23 protein-coding genes are annotated in these 21,991 nt (G+C 58.7%); 3 read left to right on the top strand and 20 right to left on the bottom strand.

Annotated features, from left to right (window positions below):
• The 5 genes from carB to pyrR all read right to left on the bottom strand — a co-directional run.
• The coding region (carB, locus tag Q0X21_RS06310; protein ID WP_297850992.1) for a carbamoyl-phosphate synthase large subunit at positions 1-1,471 on the bottom strand (1,471 nt) is incomplete at its 3' end.
• 18 nt (positions 1,472-1,489) lie between these two features.
• Positions 1,490-1,966, bottom strand: coding sequence for a carbamoyl-phosphate synthase domain-containing protein (locus tag Q0X21_RS06305; RefSeq protein WP_297850987.1), 477 nt, complete (start codon positions 1,964-1,966; stop codon positions 1,490-1,492).
• A 3-nt stretch (positions 1,967-1,969) separates the two neighbouring features.
• Positions 1,970-3,253: a dihydroorotase gene (locus Q0X21_RS06300; RefSeq protein WP_297850986.1), complete on the bottom strand. Its 1,284-nt coding sequence runs from the start codon at positions 3,251-3,253 to the stop codon at positions 1,970-1,972.
• A 4-nt stretch (positions 3,254-3,257) separates the two neighbouring features.
• Positions 3,258-4,220, bottom strand: a complete 963-nt coding sequence (locus Q0X21_RS06295; RefSeq protein ID WP_297850985.1) for an aspartate carbamoyltransferase catalytic subunit — start codon at positions 4,218-4,220, stop codon at positions 3,258-3,260.
• Complete coding sequence (gene pyrR, locus Q0X21_RS06290; protein ID WP_297850984.1) at positions 4,217-4,771, bottom strand: bifunctional pyr operon transcriptional regulator/uracil phosphoribosyltransferase PyrR; 555 nt, start codon at positions 4,769-4,771, stop codon at positions 4,217-4,219. Before pyrR ends, Q0X21_RS06295 begins: the two co-directional genes overlap by 4 nt.
• 234 nt (positions 4,772-5,005) lie before the next feature.
• On the opposite strand from pyrR, the gene Q0X21_RS06285 reads away from it, so the two are divergent.
• The 3 genes from Q0X21_RS06285 (at position 5,006) to Q0X21_RS06275 (ending at position 8,852) form a co-directional block, all read left to right on the top strand.
• Complete coding sequence (locus tag Q0X21_RS06285; RefSeq protein WP_297850983.1) at positions 5,006-5,479, top strand: YbjN domain-containing protein; 474 nt, start codon at positions 5,006-5,008, stop codon at positions 5,477-5,479.
• Positions 5,480-5,947 (top strand): YbjN domain-containing protein, encoded by a 468-nt coding sequence (locus tag Q0X21_RS06280; protein WP_297850982.1) that lies wholly within the window; start codon positions 5,480-5,482, stop codon positions 5,945-5,947. It abuts the gene before it with no gap.
• A 64-nt stretch (positions 5,948-6,011) separates the two neighbouring features.
• On the top strand, positions 6,012-8,852 hold the full coding sequence (locus tag Q0X21_RS06275) for a DNA methyltransferase (protein ID WP_367172752.1): 2,841 nt from the start codon (positions 6,012-6,014) through the stop codon (positions 8,850-8,852).
• A 27-nt stretch (positions 8,853-8,879) separates the two neighbouring features.
• Here Q0X21_RS06275 and Q0X21_RS06270 read toward each other — a convergent pair whose 3' ends face one another.
• The 15 genes from Q0X21_RS06270 to ruvX form a co-directional block, all read right to left on the bottom strand.
• Entirely contained in the window at positions 8,880-9,638 is a 759-nt protein-coding gene (locus Q0X21_RS06270; protein WP_297850981.1) for an ATP-binding cassette domain-containing protein, read from the bottom strand.
• 3 nt (positions 9,639-9,641) lie between these two features.
• A complete protein-coding gene (locus Q0X21_RS06265) occupies positions 9,642-10,721 on the bottom strand; it encodes an ABC transporter permease (RefSeq protein WP_297850980.1) in 1,080 nt (359 codons plus the stop codon).
• Positions 10,718-11,707, bottom strand: a complete 990-nt coding sequence (locus tag Q0X21_RS06260; RefSeq protein WP_297850989.1) for a substrate-binding domain-containing protein — start codon at positions 11,705-11,707, stop codon at positions 10,718-10,720. Before Q0X21_RS06260 ends, Q0X21_RS06265 begins: the two co-directional genes overlap by 4 nt.
• 134 nt (positions 11,708-11,841) lie before the next feature.
• Positions 11,842-12,690 (bottom strand): PPK2 family polyphosphate kinase, encoded by an 849-nt coding sequence (locus Q0X21_RS06255; RefSeq protein ID WP_297850979.1) that lies wholly within the window; start codon positions 12,688-12,690, stop codon positions 11,842-11,844.
• 10 nt (positions 12,691-12,700) lie between these two features.
• Entirely contained in the window at positions 12,701-13,246 is a 546-nt protein-coding gene (gene nusB, locus Q0X21_RS06250) for a transcription antitermination factor NusB (protein ID WP_297850978.1), read from the bottom strand.
• Between the two features lie 107 nt (positions 13,247-13,353).
• Positions 13,354-13,917, bottom strand: coding sequence for an elongation factor P (gene efp, locus Q0X21_RS06245; RefSeq protein WP_297850977.1), 564 nt, complete (start codon positions 13,915-13,917; stop codon positions 13,354-13,356).
• 144 nt (positions 13,918-14,061) lie between these two features.
• Positions 14,062-15,153, bottom strand: coding sequence for a Xaa-Pro peptidase family protein (locus Q0X21_RS06240; protein WP_297850976.1), 1,092 nt, complete (start codon positions 15,151-15,153; stop codon positions 14,062-14,064).
• 2 nt (positions 15,154-15,155) lie between these two features.
• A complete protein-coding gene (gene aroQ / locus Q0X21_RS06235; RefSeq protein WP_297850975.1) occupies positions 15,156-15,590 on the bottom strand; it encodes a type II 3-dehydroquinate dehydratase in 435 nt (144 codons plus the stop codon).
• A gap of 58 nt (positions 15,591-15,648) precedes the next feature.
• The gene (gene aroB, locus Q0X21_RS06230; protein WP_297850974.1) at positions 15,649-16,710 is read right to left on the bottom strand and encodes a 3-dehydroquinate synthase; all 1,062 of its coding nucleotides are present in this window, start codon (positions 16,708-16,710) and stop codon (positions 15,649-15,651) included.
• A 114-nt stretch (positions 16,711-16,824) separates the two neighbouring features.
• Positions 16,825-17,499: a shikimate kinase gene (locus tag Q0X21_RS06225; protein ID WP_297850973.1), complete on the bottom strand. Its 675-nt coding sequence runs from the start codon at positions 17,497-17,499 to the stop codon at positions 16,825-16,827.
• Positions 17,492-18,712, bottom strand: coding sequence for a chorismate synthase (gene aroC, locus Q0X21_RS06220; RefSeq protein ID WP_297850972.1), 1,221 nt, complete (start codon positions 18,710-18,712; stop codon positions 17,492-17,494). The genes Q0X21_RS06225 and aroC overlap by 8 nt, the downstream gene beginning before the upstream one ends.
• A gap of 12 nt (positions 18,713-18,724) precedes the next feature.
• Positions 18,725-19,165: an A24 family peptidase gene (locus tag Q0X21_RS06215; protein ID WP_297850970.1), complete on the bottom strand. Its 441-nt coding sequence runs from the start codon at positions 19,163-19,165 to the stop codon at positions 18,725-18,727.
• A gap of 91 nt (positions 19,166-19,256) precedes the next feature.
• Positions 19,257-20,114 (bottom strand): shikimate dehydrogenase, encoded by an 858-nt coding sequence (locus tag Q0X21_RS06210; RefSeq protein WP_297850969.1) that lies wholly within the window; start codon positions 20,112-20,114, stop codon positions 19,257-19,259.
• A gap of 50 nt (positions 20,115-20,164) precedes the next feature.
• Positions 20,165-21,319 carry an endolytic transglycosylase MltG gene (gene mltG / locus Q0X21_RS06205; protein WP_297850968.1) on the bottom strand — a complete coding sequence of 385 codons (1,155 nt, stop codon included), beginning with the start codon at positions 21,317-21,319 and terminating at the stop codon, positions 20,165-20,167.
• 3 nt (positions 21,320-21,322) lie between these two features.
• Positions 21,323-21,862, bottom strand: coding sequence for a Holliday junction resolvase RuvX (gene ruvX, locus Q0X21_RS06200; RefSeq protein ID WP_297850967.1), 540 nt, complete (start codon positions 21,860-21,862; stop codon positions 21,323-21,325).
• Between the last annotated feature and the right edge of the window lie 129 nt (positions 21,863-21,991).

The raw sequence follows: 21,991 nt of genomic DNA, 5'->3' as shown, positions 1-21,991 counted from the left end.
GCACCGGAGCGTCAACAAGCTCATTGCGGAATTCGATGAGAGCGACGAGCTCCTCGAGGAACCACGGGTCAATGCCGGAGGCTTCGTAGACCTGCTCTACGGTGGCACCGAGGCGCAGTGCAAGCTCAACATCGTAGAGGCGCTTGTCAGTGGGAACCTTCAGATCCTCGAGCACCGCGGAGACGTCCGTCGCGCGCTCGCCTGCGAAGTACTCATCCGGCTTGGTCCAGAAGCCGTTCGGCTTGTCCTCCATGGAACGCATGACCTTGTTCAGGCCCTGGATGTAGTTGCGACCAATGCCCATGGCCTCACCCACTGCCTTCATCGAGGTGCCCAGGGTCTCATCCGAGCCCGGGAATTTCTCGAATGCAAAGCGCGGCATCTTCACAATGACGTAGTCCAAAGACGGTTCCGTAAGCACGGTGGTAGCGCCACCGGTCATGTCATTGTCAATCTCATCGAGGGTGTAACCAATGGCCAGACGCGTAGCTACCTTCGCAATCGGGTAGCCCGTTGCCTTGGAGGCAAGAGCCGAAGAACGCGACACACGCGGGTTCATCTCAATGGTGATCATGCGACCATCTTTGGGGTTGATGGCGAACTGGATATTGCAGCCACCGGTCTTCACACCCACTTCGCGGATGATGGCCTTGCCCTGCTCGATCATCGTGGTCACTTCAGGCTCAGTCATGGTGAGCACCGGGGCGACGGTGACGGAATCGCCGGTGTGCACGCCCATCGCATCGACGTTCTCAATGGTGGCGATGGTGATGCAGTTGTCATCCTTGTCGCGGATGAGCTCCAGCTCGATTTCCTTCCAGCCGAGGATGGATTCCTCGATCAGGACATTGGCCTCTGGCGAGGCGGTCAGGCCGTCACCGGCGATGCGGTGCAGGTCATCCATGTTGTAGGCCAGGCCGGAACCAAGGCCACCCATGGTGAACGACGGGCGGACAACGCATGGGAAGCCTAGCTCGGCGACGGTCTCTTCGACCTCTTCCATGGTGAAGCACACGCGGGAACGAGCGGATTCGCCGCCGATCTTTTCCACGATGTCCTTGAATTTCTGACGGTCCTCACCGCGCTCGATCGCATCAATATCAGCACCGATGAGCTCAACGCCGTGCTTGTCCAGGATGCCCAGGCGGTCCAGCTTGATCGCTGCGTTCAGCGCGGTCTGTCCACCGAGGGTGGGCAGGATCGCGTCGACTGGGTGGCCCTGCTCCTTCTCACGGGCAAGAATGCGGTCGATGTATTCCGGCTCGATCGGCTCGACGTAGGTGTGGTCGGCGAACTCCGGGTCTGTCATGATCGTTGCCGGGTTCGAGTTCACAAGGGTGACTCGCAGGCCTTCTTCTTTAAGAACGCGGCAGGCCTGGGTGCCGGAGTAGTCGAATTCGCATGCCTGGCCGATCACGATGGGACCGGAACCGATAACCAGGACGTGATTGAGATCTGCTCGTTTCATTATTTTTCTCCCTGGTCTTTTCTAGGCTTCGTGCTGGTTGACGATGATCTTGGCGTTGACGGTCGTGCCGTTGCGGCCGGCGTCTGCGAGGACGCGGACGAGCTTGCGGGTATCTACACCCCACAGGCCGGTGATGTTCTGCTTCACCAGTTCTTCTTCGAGCGTGTGCTGTGCTTCCTGGTTGGCGGCGATACGTGAACGATCACGGATCACAAGTGCGGAAGCGGTGATCTCAGTGCGTCCCTCCCCTGCGCCTTCACCGGTCCAGCCGACATTGCCCAGTTGCGGAGTGGCAAAGACGAGGATCTGTCCGGCACGTTCCGGGGTGCACAGTTCACGCTCGTAGCCGAACATATCGGTGGTGAATGTCAGTTCACCGGCGATCTCACCGGTCGGGGTGGCGCCGAAAACGAAACCGGGGAATTCGGTGCCGCCGTCGAGCACGAGGGTCGCGCGTGTGCGCTGGTTGTACTGATTCTTCTGAGTGGTGTCAGTCATTGGTTACGCCTTCTTCGCGGAATATGTTTGTGTGCCGCGCAGCCAGGTGGCGGCGACGCGTGTGTTGAATTCGGATCCCTCATATGGGGTGTTCTTCGACTTGGAAGCCATTTCTTCACCCCGTGCAGTCCAGGGCGCTTGCGTATCCACGAGCGTGAGATTCGCCGGCTCGCCGACAGCGATCGGCCGGCCCTGATCTGCTAGGCGGAGAATCTCCGCCGGCCGTTCGCTCATCACCTTGGCTACAAAACGCCAGTCAGCCAGGCCAGACTCGACGAAGATCTTCGCGACGATCGGCAGCGAGGTCTCCAGTCCGATCATTCCCGGCTTAGCGTTTTCAAATTCGACGCACTTGTCTTCTGAACCGTGTGGGGCATGGTCGGTGGCGACGACGTCAATCGTGCCGTCGAGAAGCGCATCGCGCAGTGCGATCGTGTCGCGGTCTTCGCGCAGTGGCGGGTTGACGCGGAAGACTCCGTCGTAGGTTTCCAGTTTCTCATCGGTAAGCAACAGGTGGTGCGGCGTCACCTCGGCGGAAACATCGATACCTTGTTCTTTTGCCCAGCGCAGCAGAGAGACCGTTCCCTCGGTGGATGCGTGGCAGAGGTGGTAGCGCCCGCCGTAATCACGGGTCATGATCAGATCGCGTGCCACGACGGATTCTTCCGCAACACGTGGCCAACCGCGCAGGCCCAAGCGTGCAGCATTCTCGCCTTCGTGGGCCACTGATCCATCGGTCATGCGGTGGTCTTCGGCGTGTTGGGCGAGCACCACGTTGTAGGCCTTCGCGTATTCGATTGCGCGGCGCATAAGCTGCGGGTCGTTGACGCACTTGCCGTCATCGGAGAACATCCGTACATGTCCGCGAGACATCAGGCCGATCTCGGTGAGCGTTTCACCGCCAAGCCCCTTGGTGATGGAGCCGACCGGGTACACATCGCACTTGCCATATGCCTGGCCCTTTTCCCACACCGCGTCGGCGAGGAAAGGCTGGTCGATCACCGGCTGGGTATTCGCCATGGTGAACACCGCGGTGAAGCCACCAGCGGCCGCGGCATCAGAGCCGGTCGCGATAGTCTCAGTGTCCTCACGCCCCGGCTCACGCAAGTGGACGTGCATGTCCACAAGGCCAGGGAGCAGAACATTGCCACCGCAGTCCACGACCTCGGTGGCATCTGTAAACGGCGAATCACCGATCGACTCGATGACACCTGCTTCCACATCGATGAGGATATTCGTTTCGTCTTCGCCGTAGGGCCGCACATTATTCAGTGCCAGAGTCGTCATTGCCCTACTCCTTTCCTTCCAGCGTGTCATCGCTACCAGCGAGCAGGGTGAACAAAACAGCCATGCGGGTGTACACACCGTTGGTGACCTGGTCGAGCACCACCGTGTTCTCACGGTCGGCGACATCGAAGTTGATCTCCATGCCACGCAGCATCGGACCTGGGTGCATGATCAAGGTGTCTTCGCCAAGCAGGTTCGCACGATCCTGCGAAAGCCCGTACAGCGTGGCGTACTCGCGGTGGGACGGGAAGAACCCGCCATTCATACGTTCAGCTTGCACGCGCAGCATCATCACTGCCGCGATCGGCGCGGACTTTTCACTCCGCGCATCCGCCAGGGCTTCATCGAAGTCGTAGGCGATTTCGCACGGCCAGTACTCCACGCCAGTGGGCATGAGCGTTGGCGGTGCAATGAGCACGACTTCAGCGCCGAGCGTGGACAGCAGGTCCACATTGGATCGCGCAACACGCGAGTGCAGGATGTCACCGACGATGAGCACCTTCTTGCCGGCGACGTCGCCGATGTGTTGGCGCATCGTCACCGCGTCGAGAAGCGCTTGCGTTGGGTGCTGGTGCGAACCATCACCTGCGTTGATGATGGCGGCGCCGGGGACCCATTCGCGCAGCAAATTCGGTGCGCCGGACGACGGGTGACGCATGATGATCGCGTCCGCGCCCACGGAGCGCAACGTATTTGCCGTGTCCTTGAGGGACTCGCCCTTCTTCACGGATGAGCTCGATGCCGAAACATTGATCACGTCCGCGCTCATCCACTTGCCCGCTGTCTCGAACGAGGAGCGCGTGCGGGTGGAATTTTCGTAGAACAGCGTGAAGATCGTCCGTCCGCGCAACGTGGGCAGCTTCTTCATTTCCCTGCCGTCGAGCGCCTCGCGGAAACGGTCGGCCTCATCCATCAGGCCGATGATTTCTTCGCGGCTCAAGTCCGCGATGCTGATCAGGTGCTTCATTTCGCGTCCTCCTCTTTGTCCAGGAGAACAGCGTCTCTTTCATCAAGCGGTGTCAGAGTGACACGCACGTCCTCGGTAAGCGACGTCGGAATATTTTTGCCCACGTAGTCAGCGCGGATCGGAAGCGAGCGGTGACCGCGGTCAACGAGAACTGCGAGTTGGATTGCTTCCGGGCGACCAATATCGCTCAGCGAATCAAGCGCCGCGCGGATGGTGCGGCCGGAGAACAACACATCATCGACGAGGATGATTGTCGCGCCGTTGATATTGCCGGGGATATCCGTCGGGGCTAGTGCGCGGTGCGGACGTCCGCGAAGGTCATCGCGGTACAGCGTCACATCGAGACTGCCAACGGGAATGCTCACCCCCGAAAACTCCTCGATCGCGGCCGCGATGCGTTGGGCCAAAGGCACTCCGCCAGACGGAATACCCAAAATAATCAGTGGTGGAGCACCGTCAGAATCGAGAGCTGTTTTCTCGATGATCTGGTGCGCGATGCGTGCAATGGTGCGCGAGACGTCACTAGCGTCAAGCAACTCAGTAGCACTCATCGAACCTCCTTCCCCGCCTCTCTGTGCGGAATTTAAAGGATGCTTCTTTAAGAGCCTGCCTATGCTTGATAGACGCTTGCCACCCTAGCACTTCTCCCCCGGCGACGATCAGTAATAGAGATCACTTTTCGTGTCACGCTTGGACGAATGCAATCGCAGGTTTTCAGAGCACCGCTTATCGACGTCACCGTGGGGACGCACCACTTCATTCGACCGGTATGTAGCCTGGTGCGCATGACCACACCTAATGATCAATCCGTCCCCGCGACGGATCCGGAAGCAGATATTGTCCGCGAGGTGACACTTGGGGATATCGCCACCGTCCTGGATGGCGAGGGCCTTGAGTACCGCCTGGAAGAACCGGTTGTGCGCACCGGATTCGTCAACGCCGCAATGGTGTTCACTTTTGAAGACGGCAAGCTCATCTTTGAATCTGTCTGGCGTGGCGAGTTCGCCCCGGAGGATGTCTCTTCCCTGCTGTATTCGACGAATGAGTACAACCAGTCGCACTTCACGCCGACGTTGCGTTTCTTCCAGAGCGAAGAGAACACCCTGGCTATTACTGGTATCCGCACGCTTGATGTGAGCAAGGGCTTGTCGACGAATCAACTCGGCGCCTTCATCATCACCTCGATCCATTCGACGCTGCAGGCATTCAGCTACTTGGCTGAGACGTTCCCGACTGCTGTGACTTGGGAGGAGAATTAAATGAGTGAACAGACTTCCACCACCAGTCAGGTGACGATTGACCGCATTGTCGACGCCGCGACCCAGGCCGGCGTATCCATCACTGCCGATGTCAGTGGTCGCGCCGCCCACGGCACTCATGAGGACCTTCAGTTAATGGTCGTCCTGCTTGATTCCGTGTTCATTGTCCGCGCGGATTCCGTGACTGACACTGCCGCCGACTCCCCCGATGCGACGTATTACCTCGCTGCCAACGAGGTCAATTCCACCCTCATCGGCGCCCGCGCAATTATCGGCAACCGCGACGAGAACATTGTCGTGCGCACCGAAGCCGAACAGTCCGTCGCCGCCGGCATGACCGACGAACAGCTTCGCTCCGCCTTCAGCTCCTCCGTCGACTCCGTTGTCAGCGCCCACAACGCCATGGTCGCCCTCGTCGAGCAGATCACCAAGGCGCAGGAAGAGCTCAAGGAACAACGCACCGAGTAAAACAACGAGCAGTAGCTCGACCGAGTCAGGCCTGAACACCTGATTCTCGGTCTATGGTGGATGGGTGACTTCTGCGACTGCCCTCCGTCTTGACCGCGCTACGATGCGCCGAAACCTGGACCAGTTCAAGACCCGCTGGCGTAACCGCCTTGATGATTGGGAATCTGTTGGCCAGGGCGCATTAGAGAAGAAATATGCTCAGTCCTTTTGGGCTGAGCTTTTCGAATGTTTTGGCATCGCCGCGTCCCGTATGGATCTTTTTGAGCAAGACGCGTTGCGTGCTTCTACCGGGCAGTCCGGTTATATCGACCTGTTCTGGCCCGGTGTAGTCATCGGTGAGGCGAAGAAGCCCGGTGTTGATCTTCAGGTTGCGGTTGACCAGGCACGGGACTATCTACTCGGCGGCACGATCAAGGATGCTGAGCAGCCGAGGTACATCATTGCGAGTGATTTCGAGTCATTCCGGCTCGTACGACTTGGCGCTCCCGAGAAGCGTTTCGATGTCACTTTTCAGCTTGCCGAAGTAACTGACTATGTGGACCAGCTGAAATTCCTCGCTGGCTACGAGGACGACACGACGGTTGAGGAGCAGGCAGAGGCTTCCATCAAGGCGTCCCAGCTGATGGCTGATTTGTTCACCGCGATGGTGGGCGACGAGGTCGATGAGAATGTCGGCGATGCTGCCCCGACGAATCCTGAAGATGAGGATGCGGCGATTCAAGAAACGTCGATGTACCTCACTCGCCTATTGTTCCTCCTCTTCGGCGATGATGCTGGCTTGTGGGAGCAGGACCTGTTTTATCGCTTCGTTCTGGAGCACACGAATAGTGAGAACCTCGGCAGCCAGCTCGCCGCATTGTTTGAGGTCCTCAATACCCCAGAGTCTTCCCGGCGCCGCGTGCCCGACTCATTGGCGCGCTTCCCGTACGTCAACGGTGCAATCTTCGCGGAGACGATGCCCACGCAGTTCTTCACCCCGGATATGCGCGATGCGCTACTCAACGCATGTCGCTTCCAGTGGACTCAGATCAGCCCGGCAATTTTCGGCTCGATGTTCCAGCTGGTGAAGTCGAAGGAAGCTCGCCGTGGCGATGGTGAGCATTACACGAGTGAGAAGAACATTCTGAAGACCATCGGTCCTCTCTTCCTCGACGAGCTGCGTGAGGAGGCTGACCGGCTCATCCGCGCAAAGTCCACGCCCGTGGCAAAGCTACGTCAGTTCCGTGACAGCCTGGCTGACATGGTGTTCTGCGATCCCGCATGTGGTTCCGGCAACTTCCTCATCGTTGCGTACCGTGAGCTCCGCAAGATTGAGACCGACGTGATCATGGCTATCCGTGAACGCGAAGGCCAATCAGACATGGCCTTGGACATCTCGTGGGAGCAGAAGCTTTCCATCAGCCAGTTCCACGGGATCGAGTTGAACTGGTGGCCCGCCCGCATCGCGGAGACCGCCATGTTCCTCGTCGACCACCAAGCCAACCGCGAACTCGCCGACCGCGTTGGCCTCGCCCCCGAACGCCTCCCCATCACCGTCACCGCCCACATCATCCACGCCAACGCCCTCCAAGTCGATTGGCGTGAAATCCTCCCGAAGACCAGCGGTATGACGTACGTCTTCGGCAACCCTCCTTTCATCGGTCAATACACCAAGACCGCCGAACAGACCGAGGACATGAAACGAGTTTGGGGCAAAGACTACGACGGTTACCTGGATTACGTCACCGGATGGCACGCCCAGACAAAGACACTGCTAGAAGAACGCCAAGGCGAGTTCGCCTACGTAACCACGAACTCCATCACTCAAGGCCAGCCAGTCCCCGCACTCTTCGGCCCTCTCATGCGCGAAGGCTGGCGAATCAAGTTCGCCCACCGCACATTCCAATGGGATTCCGAAGCTCCCGGCAAAGCCGCGGTTCACTGCGTGATCGTTGGTTTCACCCGCGATCGCGGTGTCAAGCAGCGTCTTTGGGACTACCCCGACATTCGTGGTGAGGCTGTTGAGCAACCAGTCGAGCACGGTATTAATGCCTACCTGATTGACGGTCCAAACGTTCTTGTACGTAAACGCACAAAACCACTGGCAGACATTCCACCAGCTCGCTTCGGTTCGAAACCAACCGATGGCGGTAACTTGATCGTAGAAGCTGCAGAGTATGAAGCAGTTGCGGCTGATCCAGTCGCAGCCAAGTATCTAAGGCCTTTCCGCATGGGACGTGAACTCATTCGGGGACTCGACCGATGGTGCTTGTGGATGGCAGAAAGTTTCGACCCAGCCGACATTGGAAGATCAGAAATTTTGAAGACTCGGATAGAAGCTGTACGAGTCATGCGTCTCGCTAGCAAAAAGAAGGCGACCCAAAATTCGGCTGCAACTCCGTATTTGTTCCAAGAGAATCACCAACCTAGCGTCCCCTACGTAGGCATCCCGCGTGTTGTGTCAGAAACACGTCTTTTCTACACAGCAGCGCATCTTTCCCCTGATGTCATCGCCGGCGACAAGGTCTACACCGCTGCTGATCCAGACGGGCTGCTTTTTGGACTGATTTCCTCCTCGATGTTCATCACGTGGCAGCGTGCGGTTGGTGGCCGTTTGAAGTCGGACCTGAACTTCGCAAATACGTTGACATGGAACACCCTCCCCGTCCCCGAGCTCGATGACAAGACGCGACAGCGGATCATTGATGCTGGGAAGAAGGTGTTGGCGGCGCGGGAGTTGCATCCGGAACGGTCGTTGGCGGAGCACTACAACCCGTTGGCGATGGATCCGGCGCTGATCAAGGCGCATAATGAGCTGGACCGAGAAGTGGATAAGGCTTTCGGTGCAGCGCGTCGACTGACTACGGAACGTCAGCGGCAGGAATTGCTGTTCGCGAATTACTCGAAGATGACGAGTGCTGAATAGCAGCTGGCGGGTGATTGCCAGCTGCTCCTAGCTATTCAGCTCGTGGCTGAGTGCTTCAAGCTCGGCGCCGCCGGACATCTCACGGGTGAGCTCATCAAGGGTGACCTGGTCGCGGCTGGCGTCGAGTTCTTGGCGGCCGAGCTTCAGAATTGTGAAGTGGTCGCCGACCAGGTGGGCGTGGTGCGGGTTGTGGGTGACGAACACGACGGCCACACCACGGTCACGAGCTTCGGCGATGAACTTCAGCACCACGCCGGATTGCTTCACACCGAGTGCAGCAGTGGGCTCATCCAGGACGACCACACGAGCACCGAAGTACACCGCGCGGGCAATGGCGACCACCTGGCGTTGACCACCTGACAGGTTGCCGGCCTCAACATTCACATCGGGGATATCAATGCCCATCTCAAGCAGCTGCTCCGAGCAGATACGCTTCATTTCCTCCTGTTTGAGCATCCCGAATGCACCGGTCAGCTCCTGACCCAGGAAGAAGTTCCGCCACACGCTCAGCTCATCAACAATGGCGAGGTTCTGGTACACCGTCGCAATGCCTGCATCTAGCGCATCACGGGGTGAAGAGAAGGTCACCGACTCATCGTCGATAAGCAGCTCCCCCTCCGTCGGCTCGTGCAAACCCGCAAGGATCTTGATCAGCGTGGACTTGCCCGCGCCGTTATCGCCGAGCACGCAGGTGACTTCGCCGGCATTGATATTCAGGTTGACGCCGCGGAGGGCATCGAAGCTGCCGTATGACTTGGTGATGTCGCGCAATTCAATGATCGCCATGACCTACCGCCCCTTCGTGATGTTGGCGAAAGACGTGTTGGTGAACACTGCAAAGAGAAGCATCGCGCCGAGGAAGAATTTGAACCAATCCGGATTCCAACCGGCGTAGACGATGCCCTGATTGGTCATGCCGAAGATCAGCGCACCGATCATCGTGCCAATCGCGGTGCCGCGTCCGCCTTTCATTGCGCAGCCACCGATGACTGCGGCGATGATGTAGAGGAACTCATTGCCCACGCCCTGGCCAGCCTGAATCGAGTCGAAGGCGAACAGGGTGTGCATGCCCACGAACCAGGCGGCGAAACCGACTGTCATGAACAGAGCGATCTTCACACGGTTGACAGGGACGCCGACAGCGCGTGCTGCTTCCTTGTCACCACCGACAGCGGTGATCCAGTTACCGAATTTGGTGCGAAACAGCACGAACGAGGCGATAGCCACGAACAGCAACCACCAAATAACAGTGACGCTGATGCGCACATCACCGATGTGGAAAGACCCGGCGAAGAACACGCGTGCGGACGGGAAGCCCTCCATATCCGCGATCGTCGGCGTGGCCACCTGACCAGTAACCAGCTTGGTCACTGCCAAGTTGAGGCCTTGCAACATGAGGAATGCGGCGAGCGTGATGAGGAAGCTGTCAATACCGGTGCGTGAGACCAAAATGCCGTTAAGCGCACCGATAGATAGCGAGATGACCAGCGCGATGCCCGCACCGACCCACGAGTTCAAGTGCAGGTTGTAATTGAGCATCGTCGCTGCCAATGCCGCTGTGGTCACAGCAACACCTGAGGACAGATCGAATTCGCCGCCGATCATGAGCAGGCCAACGGCGAGCGCGACAATGCCGAGCGTGGAGCTGGCATAAAGGATCGTCGCCATTGCCTCAAACGAGCGGAATGCTGGTGCGACAGCCAGGAACAGCGCCAAGATGACCAGGAAGCCGAGCAAGCTGGCTAGCTCCGGGCGGCGGATCAGCTTGGCGAATCCAGTGTGGGTGCGCAGCCGGTCATCGGGTGAAGTGTCCTGCGGTGAGACGTGCGCTGTCGTTGAATTATCAGACTGTGGTGTGGCTGTGCTCATCGCAGCCCTGCCTTCGCCGCCTCCGCGACATCGTCCACATTGGTGGAATCCACAAAGCTCGGCCCGGTAAACACCGGTTGGCCACCACCAAAGGTGCCGCCATTGCGCTTAGCCACCCACAGCGAATCAACCGCCAGGTAGCCCTGCAGGTATGGCTGCTGGTCCACTGCCCATGCAACGCGGCCATCCGCAATCGCATCAACAAGCTCAGAGTTGGTATCAAATGTGACCACCTGTGCTTCCGAACCAGACTGCTTTACCGACTCAGTCGCACGCATGGCCACCGGGGCCTGGAGCGCGAAAACGGTGTCGAAACTACGGTCCTGGCTGAGCTTCGACGAAATCGTCGACTGCACCGATGTCAGGTCCTGGCCGTTGACATAGAGCAACTCGACAGTGCCACCATCAAGGCCTTGCTTCACACCATCACAGCGTGCTTCCTGGGAGGAATTGCCCTGCTCGTGAATCACACACAGCACCTTGGACTTGCCTTCTTCCTTCAGGCGCTCACCGGCGGTCGTGCCCGCGATCGTCTCGTCCTGCCCGAAGAAGCCAGTCATGCCGTATTTGGTGTATTCCTCCATACCGGCATTCAATCCGACCGTGGGAATGCCAGCATCCACAGCATTCTGCGCCGCGGGACCGATCGCCTCCGCATTCGGCATGGTCACTGCAATGCCATCGACCTTCGAGTCCACGGCCGATCGGACCAGGTTGGCTTGGTTCGGTGCCTGCGGGTCGGATGAGTAGCGCAGCTCAATATTGTCCTTCTTCGCTGCGTCTTCCGCACCCTTACGGACGAGATCCCAGTAGGTATCGCCCGGCGCACCGTGAGTGACCATGGCCACCACATAACGCGGGGTATCTACCCCACCGGCGGTGCCTGAAGAGCCATCATTGCGTGGCGCCCCACCTGTTGCCGAGCAACCAGCAGCCGCTACGCCGACAGCTGCGGTAATCACCACTGCCTTGAAAAACTTTCCGATTTTTAACACTTCACCAGTGTGCCCCGTAAGTGTGAAAACCCCTGCATTAGGAATCAGCTTTACCGATTCAGATGCAGGGGAAACGAAGAACGCTGTCCTCTTGATGAGGATTGCGCTCGTAAAAAAGATTCTGTTTAGGACTCTTCGAGGCGCTTGAGCTCGGCCTCGGGGTCGAAGTCGGCTTCGGGCCATTCAAGGTCCATCTCGCGGAGGGCCTTAAGCAGCAAGGTCTTCACCACGGTGCGGCAGTAGTCCTTGTCATCAGATGGGATGCAGTACCAGGGAGCGACATCAGTGGAAGTGCGCTTCAAAGCGATCTCGTAGGCCTCCTGGAATTCATCCCAGAGCTTGCGGTCATCAATATCGCCCGAGTTGTACTTCCAGTGTTTGTCTTCGCGCTCAATGCGCTTACGCAGGTTCTCAGCCTGGAATTCCTTGGAGATGTGCGGCATGACCTTGATGATCTTCGTGCCGTTCGCAGCGGCTTCGGCTTCGAAATCGACGATGGCGCCGTAGCGGCGCTCGATCTCCTCAGGCGGAGCCATCTCACGCACACGCTGCACGAGCACATCTTCGTAGTGGGAGCGATCGAACACGCTCACCATGCCCGGCTCCGGCAGGTGCGGCTTGATGCGCCAGAGGAAGTCATGCTTCTGCTCTTCCTCGGTCGGCTTGCCGAATGCCTTGATCTGCACGCCCTGCGGGTCGAGCACATCACCCACAACATTGCGGATGATTCCGCCCTTGCCGGCGGTATCCATTCCTTGGAGCACGAGCAGGATCGAACCAGTGCCTTCGACTTCAGCGCGAGCATTGGCGTACAGGCACTCCTGCAAGTCAGCAATCTCGTCGTCGTACTTTTCAAAAGCGTCGTCGACATTGTCCTTGCCCACACCGGGTGTGGACTTTGGATCAACGTCAGCGATAGCGAAATCTTCGCCAACTCGTAGTTGTTCTGCTTCCTTGATGGATACCTTCGCCATGGCGGTGGTTCTACTGCTCCTTCTCCGTGTCGTCGGTGCTGAAGGTGTCGTCGAAGTTGTGAGCGTCTGCGCGGTCGTCGCCGTCGAAGTCGTGCCCGGTGACAATGTCCGGGGCTTCGGCAGAATTCGCCTGAATGATGTCGTCGAGAACAGCGTGGATATATGGGGAGGCGCTGTCACCGGCATACTCGGTGGACATCTCCATCGCATTGGAAATAGAGATCGGGGCCGCAACCTCGTCGTTGTACAGGATCTCCCACGTAGCCACGCGCAGGATCGCGCGGTCCACTGCCGGGATGCGGTGGAGCTCCCAATTTTCCGACAGGAAGCGCTCGATCGAATCATCGATCTCATCGAGGCTTTCTGCCGCACCAGCGATGATCACACGGGTGTAGTCGGCGATCGGGGCGACAGCGTTGGCAGGGTTCTTGGCCAACTCGGCGCGTTCCTCAACAATCGCGACCGGGTCAATATCGCGGGTCTCTGCTTCGAAGAGAATGTCTACTGCGCGGCGGCGTGCACGGTAGCGCGCACCATGACGTTTGTAATCAGGCATGTTCTCGATCAGGAAAAAGGTGTACAGGGAAAAATGAGGTGGACTCGGGGCCGAGTCCACCTGGAGTGGACGCTGCTTGGATCAGCGTCCAGGGCTTGCGGCCCTTATTAGTTGTTCACGCGGGAGAGGTACTCACCGGTACGGGTGTCCACCTTAAGAACATTGCCAGTCTCAATGAACAGCGGCACCTGGATCTCAGCGCCGGTCTCCAGCTTCGCCGGCTTGGTACCACCGGTGGAGCGGTCGCCCTGCAGGCCCGGATCGGTGTGCTCGACCTTCAGGTCAACGGAAATCGGCAGCTCCGCGAACAGTGCCTCGCCCTCGTGGAAGGACACCTGGACGCGCATGTTCTCCAGCAGGAATCGTGCGGCATCGCCGAATTTCTCCTCGCCCAGCTCGTACTGCTCGAAGGTCTTGTCGTCCATGACGACGTAGTTGGTGCCGTCGTTGTACAGGTAGGTCATGTCGCGACGGTCCACTGTCGCGGTCTCAACCTTCACGCCAGCATTCCAGGTCTTGTCGACGGTCTTGCCGGAGACGACGTCCTTGAGCTTCGTGCGCACGAACGCGGGGCCCTTGCCCGGCTTGACGTGCTGGAATTCGATGATCTGCTGCAGCTTGCCGTCAACCTTGAGGACAAGGCCGTTCTTGAAGTCAGCGGTCGTTGCCACGAATATCTCCCTTATTTCGTCTAGTTCGTCTCAGTGGATTATTCAAACATGGCTATGCTACACCACTGCCTTTTACAGGCCATGTGGCGATAGCCAGAGTCGAGGTTAGAGAACTGTCGGTTCTTCAGGGAACTGTCTGTCCTTTTAGAGAACAGTGAGTTCCTTCGGTGCTGGGGTGATCACCTTCGGGGCGCCCGATGTGATGATCAAGGTGTCCTCGATGCGTACGCCGCCCTTGCCCGGAACATAGATGCCCGGCTCAATAGTCAGCGTCATGTTCTCTTCAAGCACGCCTTTACCGCTTTTCGACGCCGCCGGGCCCTCATGCACATCCAAACCAATGCCGTGGCCCGTAGAGTGAACGAAGTATTCGCCGTAGCCAGCATCAGTAATGATGTCGCGGCAGACCTTGTCCACATCCGACAGTGCGCGGCCTGCGGTGGCTGCTGTGACACCGGCCTTCTGCGCTTCCAACACGATCTCGTAGATCTCACGGTTGAAATCAGTCGGCTCACCAATGCAGAACGTGCGCGTCATATCGGAATTGAAACCAAGGCGGTGGGCACCGAAATCGATGGTGACCAAGTCACCATCGGTGAGCTCCCGGTCGCCAGCTGCATAGTGTGGCAACGCCGAATTCGACCCAGAGGCCACGATCGTGTCAAAGCTGACACGCTCTGAGCCCAGCAAGCGCATCCGGTATTCCAGATCAGCAGCGACCTGCTTCTCAGTGCGACCGGCGCGGAGCTCGCCAGCGTCGATAAGCTGTGCAAGCGCATCAACGGCAATCTCGGCGACTTCCTCGAGGCGGCGCAGTTCGTAAAAATCCTTGATCAGACGGATCTGCTGGACCACGCCGGCGACGGGGACGAGTTTCACCGAATCTGGTGTGGCCTTATCCAGCTGTTCCAGCTCCGCGACGCTGACCTGTGCCGGGTCGAAGCCCACGCGCCAGCCTTCCGGCACCGTTGCAAGCACTGCCTTGCCAGCATCGCGCTCAATGATCGCCTGAATATCTGGCACTTCCTCGGCAATCTGCGTGGTGTAGCGCCCATCCGTCGCGATCACGGCAGAGAGATCCTTATTGATCAGCAGTGCGCCATTCGATCCACTGAAGCCGGAAAAATACCGCACATTCGTCGGATCAGTGACCAAGAAAGAGTCGATCCGCTTCGCCGCGAGATTCGCGGACAACTTGCGGCGACGGGTGAGAAAACGAGAATCAACGAAACTCACTCTTAAACCCTCCTCAAGAAGAAATCCAATGCCATGTCGTAGCCAGCAGTACCAAGACCAGCGATAACACCCGTGGCGATCGGTGACAGGTACGAATGGTGACGGAACGGCTCGCGGGCGTGCACATTCGAAATATGCACTTCGATGAATCCTGGACCGTCCTGCAATTCAACGAGCGCATCGCGCAGGGCCACCGAGGTGTGCGTGAACCCACCGGGGTTGATGATCACCGGCCAGGAATGATCGGCGGCCTCATGCACTGCGTCGATAAGCTCGCCCTCGTGGTTGGACTGCACGAACGCGATGTCCACGCCAGCTTCCTCGGCGCGCTTGCGCAGGCCATCTTCGATATCGGCCAACGTCGTCGTGCCGTATACCTCAGGCTGTCGCTTCCCTAACCTGTTCAGGTTCGGTCCATTGAGCACCAGAATCTTCACATCAAGCCTCCTCGCCGCTCATGCCCACCATGCTTTCGCCCGGATGTGGGCCATCACATCATGATGAAAGCTCAGTGTACGCGGTGCGCAGCTCCTCGATGTCCGCATCTTCAATTCGCGTCGTGCTGCCAATGCCATCCAGCACTACGAAACGGATCCGACCATCGCGGTTCTTCTTGTCGTGCGTCATGCCCTCATACAGCGCGTCGAATGCGCCTGCCTCGTACGTGGTTGGCAAACCGACTGCTTCGAGGATCTCACGGTGGAGCTCAACCACAGCATCGCTGATCAGCCCGCGATTGCGCGCGAGTATAGCCACGAACATCATGCCCACCGCGACGGCATTGCCGTGACGCCAACGGTAATCCTCGCGCTTCTCAATCGCGTGGCCAAGCGTGTGCCCGTAGTTGAGGATCTCGCGCAGCGACGATTCCTTGAGGTCCTGCGCTACAACCGAACCCTTGACCGCGACAGAACGCTCGATGAGCTCCCCGATCTTGTCCGTGGGAACGCTGCCGCCCTCGCGGTAAATGTCCAGAATGATCGGGTCGGCAATGAAACCGGTCTTGATGATCTCGGCAGAACCGGAAATGAATTCCTCGCTCGGGAGTGTGTCCAGGCGATCAAGGTCGATGAAGACTGCGTGTGGTTCGTGGAAGGAACCGACATGGTTCTTGCCCGCTGCCGTATTGATACCGGTCTTGCCACCGACTGCTGCATCCACCATGGCGAGCAGCGTCGTAGGGACCTGGATGACCTTGATGCCACGCATCCAGGTAGCCGCGACGAAGCCCGCCAGGTCAGTTGTCGCACCGCCACCAAGGCCCACCACGATGTCCTGGCGGGAAAAATTGTGCGTGCCCAGCGTGTCCCACAGCTGGCCCGCAACATTTAGAGACTTTCCGTCTTCCGCATCCGGGATCGGGGCCAGAACGACCTCGATGCCACTATCGGTGAGGCCAGACTGCAAGCTTTGTGCTGCGTTGGTCAGCGGTTCCTGATGCACAACAAGCACATTGCGCGCACCCGAATCCTTAATGCACTGTGCCACCTGATCATCGAGACCATGGCCGATACGAACGGTGTAGGGGGATGGACCTGCTACCTGAATCTCGGCCATGGTGTGAATCTCCTTGGATTGTGTGGGTGGGTATGTGTTTTTTGGTGATGGGTGTTGCTGTTTCGTGACGGGCAGTGCCGTCGGTGCCGTTGGTGCCGTTGGTACTGGGCTGTCTTATTGCGGGTCGATCAGCGAGAGGATCTCAGCAACGAGACGCTGCGGCGGACGCGAATCAGTGCGCACGCGGTGCATGGCTACCTCGCGGTAATACGGTTCGCGGGATTCCAGTAGTGCGCGATAGTGCGCCTCCGGGTCATCTGCCTGGAGTACCGGGCGCGAGTCATTGCCGGAGGTACGGCGCACGCCCTCCTCAACCGACACGTCGATCCACACCACATTGTGGGCTTGAAGCAGCTTGCGGGTGGATTCAGTCACTACTGCCCCACCGCCCAGGCTGACAACGCCGCCGGAAGCAAGCGAGCGCGCAACATAACCGGCCTCGACCTCACGGAAGCGCTCCTCGCCCAAGTCCGAATAGACCTCGCCGGTGGGCTTGCCCTCACCTTTCGCAATCAAGTCATCCGAATCGACCAACGGCAGATTCATCGCGCGGGCCAGACGGCGGCCAATTGTGGACTTGCCCGCCCCCGGTGGGCCGACGAGCACCACGCGCGGCGATCCATGCACGACGGGTTTCTGTGGCTCACCAAAAGCAGCAGAATCACCATGGGATCCAACAGGTTCAGTCCCCGGAAGAACCTTGCCGTGGGCCTGGGAATGCGGGCCGGGAGTTCCTGAAGTTGCCGGGAAAGGTGCCGGCTTCGGCGGCTCCGCCACAGGATTAGTCATTAGCGCTTCCTCCAAACGCGAGACGTTCAGACACATACTGCTTATACGCCTCAACGTTGCGCTTCGTTTCCTCGATGCTGTCCCCGCCGAATTTCTCCAGAGTCGCCCGAGCAAGCACGAGCGCGACCATGGCCTCAGCCACAACGCCAGCGGCAGGCACGGCACACACATCAGAACGCTGGTGAATCGCCGTCGCCTTCTCGCCGGTAGCCATATCGAGGGTTTGCAGCGCACGCGGGACAGTAGAGATCGGCTTCATTGCAGCGCGGACACGCAGCTGCTCACCATTGGTCATGCCGCCTTCAAGACCACCAGCACGGTTGGTGGCACGGTGCACGCCATTTTCATCGCGCAAGATCTCATCATGCGCCTCCGACCCGCGACGACGTGCTTCCTCAAAGCCATCGCCAACCTCAACGCCCTTGATCGCCTGGATGCTCATCAACGCTGCAGCCAGCTGCGCATCCAAACGGGACTCGCCAGACACATGCGAACCGAGACCGATCGGCAAACCGTCCACGATCACCTCGACGATTCCGCCGAGAGTATCGCCCTGCTTCTTCGCCGACTCGATCTCCGAAATCATTGACTCCTCGGCATCCTTGCCGAATGCACGCACCGGGGATTCATCAATCGCATCAATATCGCTGAACTGCGGCGACGGCCCGTCATAGGGCTCAGACGCACCGATGGAGATGACATGTGAATAAACCTCAACACCGAGGACCTCACGCAGGAAAGAGCGCGCCACCGTTGCGGCAGCAACACGGGACGCAGTTTCACGTGCCGACGACCGCTCCAAAACCGGACGTGCCGCATCAAAGCCGTACTTGATCATGCCGGAGAAATCCGCATGACCAGGACGCGGACGCGTTAACGCTGCGCCACGCCCAGAGTTCATCGCCTTTTCGACCTCCGGATCGTCATAGTCCAGAGCCTCAGCCGACATGATCGTCGTCCACTTCGGCCACTCGGTATTACCGATCATGATCGCGATCGGACTACCGATCGTCTTGCCATGCACCACGCCTGTCAGCAGGGTCAACTCATCCTGCTCAAATTTCATACGTGCGCCACGGCCATAGCCAAGGCGACGACGGGCAAGCTGATGTCCAATCTCTTCCTTAGAGACAGTTACACCAGCCGGCATGTTCTCGATCAGCGCAACGAGTGCCTGACCGTGGGATTCACCTGCGGTAGTCCAACGAAGCATGCAGGCATTGTCTCACACCCCCGCCAGGAAAGTGCTAGCTAACCCCACCAACCACGTGGCCGCCAACATCGACGGCCCATGAGCAGCACTTCTGCGCCTTCGCACCAACATGTAAATTACCGAAAAACCGCTGGCCACAAGCATTCCTACCAGCACAGCACCAAGACCCCCAACGATGGCCAGCACCACCCCCAAAGGGACCGCGAGTTTCACATCACCTCCACCAATCCCCCGACCCGAAAACAGATACACCGCCGGCCACAGCCAGCCCCACCAACCAGCCGGCTCAACCAGACACACGATCAACGCCAATACGACCGCGGGTACCGTCCACGCATTAGGCAGACGTCGCTCACGCATGTCCACCACAACCAGGATAATCGTCCAGATCGCCGCCACGCAGCTGAAAAGGGCAGCAAGCAGCACCGCTAATCCCCCAGTTACATCCCCCATGCCCGTCACATTAAGACAGGAGCATCATCTGTGCGAGGGGCTGGTGCACACTGAAGTGCGCATGAACTCGCGGCGAAAAAGGCAGGACTAATTACCTGTTCTTCCGCGTCACACCAGTCGGCGCGACCCAACCTGTATGACGGAACAGTGCTTCACGCATCGCCTCACGCGGAGCTTCCACGCCAGTGAATTGTTCAAACTGCGAATAGGACTGGCACGCCAACATGACCAGGCCACCGACCGTCAGGTACCCATTCGACGCGACTTCCGTGGCCAGCGGTGTCGGCCACGGGTTATAAATCACGTCCAGCAACGGCGCATGCCCTAGCTCCTTTTCTCGGCCAGCGAGTGCGGCGGAAGGAACTGTAGAAATGATCAGATCCACGCTCATCGACAGCGCTTCCAAGTCCCGCTCAAAATCGACGAATTCCGCATCCACGTCCCCCAACAGCGGCAATAATTCAGCGGAGCGGTCCGAACGATTCAGCACCGTCACTTTCTCCACGCCACGGGCCGCGAGCGACCACAGTGCAGGTCGCGCGGTACCGCCACCGCCGATCACCAATGCATGGCCGATCGCAGTTTGCTTGCCGACGAGCTCATCCAGCGCCCCCGCGATCCCCTCACAGTCCGTGTTATCAGCACGCCAGGAATCGCCTTCACGGACGAGAGTGTTGGCCGAACCGATCGCCTGAGCACGCTCCGTGACCGTGTCAGCGAATTGCAGCGCCGCGAATTTGCCCGGCATCGTCACAGAGAACCCACGGAAGTCTTCGGCTGCCCCACCAACGATTCCGGGCAGGGCCTCAGCATCGCACTCGATCCGCTCATAGGACCAGCCCTCAAGCCCTGCTGCCTCGTATCCAGCTTTGTGAAGGACAGGCGACAGTGAATGCTCGACGGGACTTCCCAGAACCGCGGCTTTACCGCTGGTGATCGCGTGACTCATGAACGACAGTTTAATGGGCCCCTCACATGAGGGGCCCACAAGGGAGTTGCTTACCTACGGGAATCCAAGATGCCCGAATCATAAGCACGTTGGACATTTCCCTGGTGCTCATCGAAGTTATTGCTGAACAGCGTTGTGCCCTCATCATCGATGGTGACGAAGAACAGCCACTCGCCTTCTGCCGGATGTTCCATCGCCTGGATAGCTTCCTCCGACGGCGAAGCAATCGGGGTTTCCGGGAGACCATCCTTGGCGTAGGTATTCCACGGGGTGACCTTCTTACGGTCACTGTCACCGGTGGCGAGCTCAACCGACTCAAGGCCGTAGTTCACCGTGGAGTCGAACTCCAGTCGCATTGGCTCCTTCAGACGGTTCAAGATCACGCGAGCGACCTTGTCGAATTCACCTTCCGGTGCCTCACGCTCAACCAGGGAGGCAGCGCTGAGCAGATCATACGGGCTCAAGCCCACTGCCTTGGCACGGCCGACGATGTCGGTGCTGTTGTACTTCTCAGTGGTGCGGGTGATCAGATTCGTCAGAATCGTCTGTGCATCCGCACTCGGATCCACGATATATTCACCCGGTGCAATCAAGCCCTCAAGACGCTTTGGGTCACCCTTGTGCGCATTCACTGGCTCAATTGCCCAATCCGGAACACCGAGGCTTGCGGGATCAGCATTCGCTGCAACATCGTGAAGATCCTTGACCTTCACGCAGTCCTCCCTCTCACCTTCGTCGCCACAGGAGACCTTCGAGATATTCGAGTAAATGCCCAGTCGAGTGTCTCCACCCACGACCCTGACGTCCATCAACGTCGAGCCACCAGGAATCTTGAGCATATCGATCTGATTTGCCGGATCGAGAAGTGCAGCCACCGCGGACTCAGCGCTCATCTTCTCTTGCAGGCGGTAGAAGCCTGGCTGGATATTGTCTGCATCCGGGTTCGCCATCGTGGCATTCTGAAATGCCTTGTCTGAACGAACAATGCCCTTATCCACCAAGGCAGGACCCATCGCAGAAAGAGTGGACCCCTCGGGGATCTCCACTACCTGCTCAACACCGTTGCCGGTGCCGTTGAAGTCGCTGCCCGTGGAATTAGCTCGCGCAAAAGCGATGTAGACGACAGCACCGATGATCAACAGGATCGATGCCACCAACACGGCGACGCCACGGGTACGCCCGCGCGACGTGGTTGCAGAACTCACGCTTTAAATCTCCTTGGGTTCTGGCGACATCGCAGCATCGGTTGCCTGCCCCAACGCTTCCTTGTCGCGGTAGTTGTTTCGTCCGTCCAGCCAAGACTGAAGGATGGCCACGGCAGCGGCCTGGTCGATAACGGAACGTCCAGCACGCTCACTCACACCCGAAGCACGCAGTGCATGCGTGGCTTCCACTGTGGTGAGACGCTCATCGGCGTATCGAACCGGAACATCACTACGGCGTGAAATCCGGAAACCGATCTCCTTCGCGTGCTTCACACTGGAAGATCCATTGCCCTGCAAATCGCGCGGGAGTCCCACGACGACTTCGACAGCATCGTATTCATCAATGATTTCCAGCAGACGCTCAATATCTGCGCCATCGCGGTCTTTGAACCCGGTCACGCGTTTCACAGTTTCCACCGGAGTGGCAAGCCGTGCATCACGGTCCGACGATGACACACCGATCCGGACGGTGCCCACATCGAGACCGATGCGGCGGCCATTCCCCGGGTCGTCGACCCCTGGGGTGTCCGGATGAATCTTCATCGTGCGAGGCTTTCTGATCTTTTGCTGTAAACCTGATGAACGGCTGACACCGTCGATTCCACGGTAGTGCGCTAAGGCACAACCGTGAATCACAGGCAGGGCGTGTCACGTAACCAATTCGTGACCTTA

The sequence above is a fragment of the uncultured Corynebacterium sp. genome (assembly GCF_947253065.1).
In the GTDB taxonomy this organism is placed as follows: Bacteria; Actinomycetota; Actinomycetes; order Mycobacteriales; family Mycobacteriaceae; genus Corynebacterium.
This window is presented reverse-complemented; position numbering and strand designations above follow the sequence as displayed.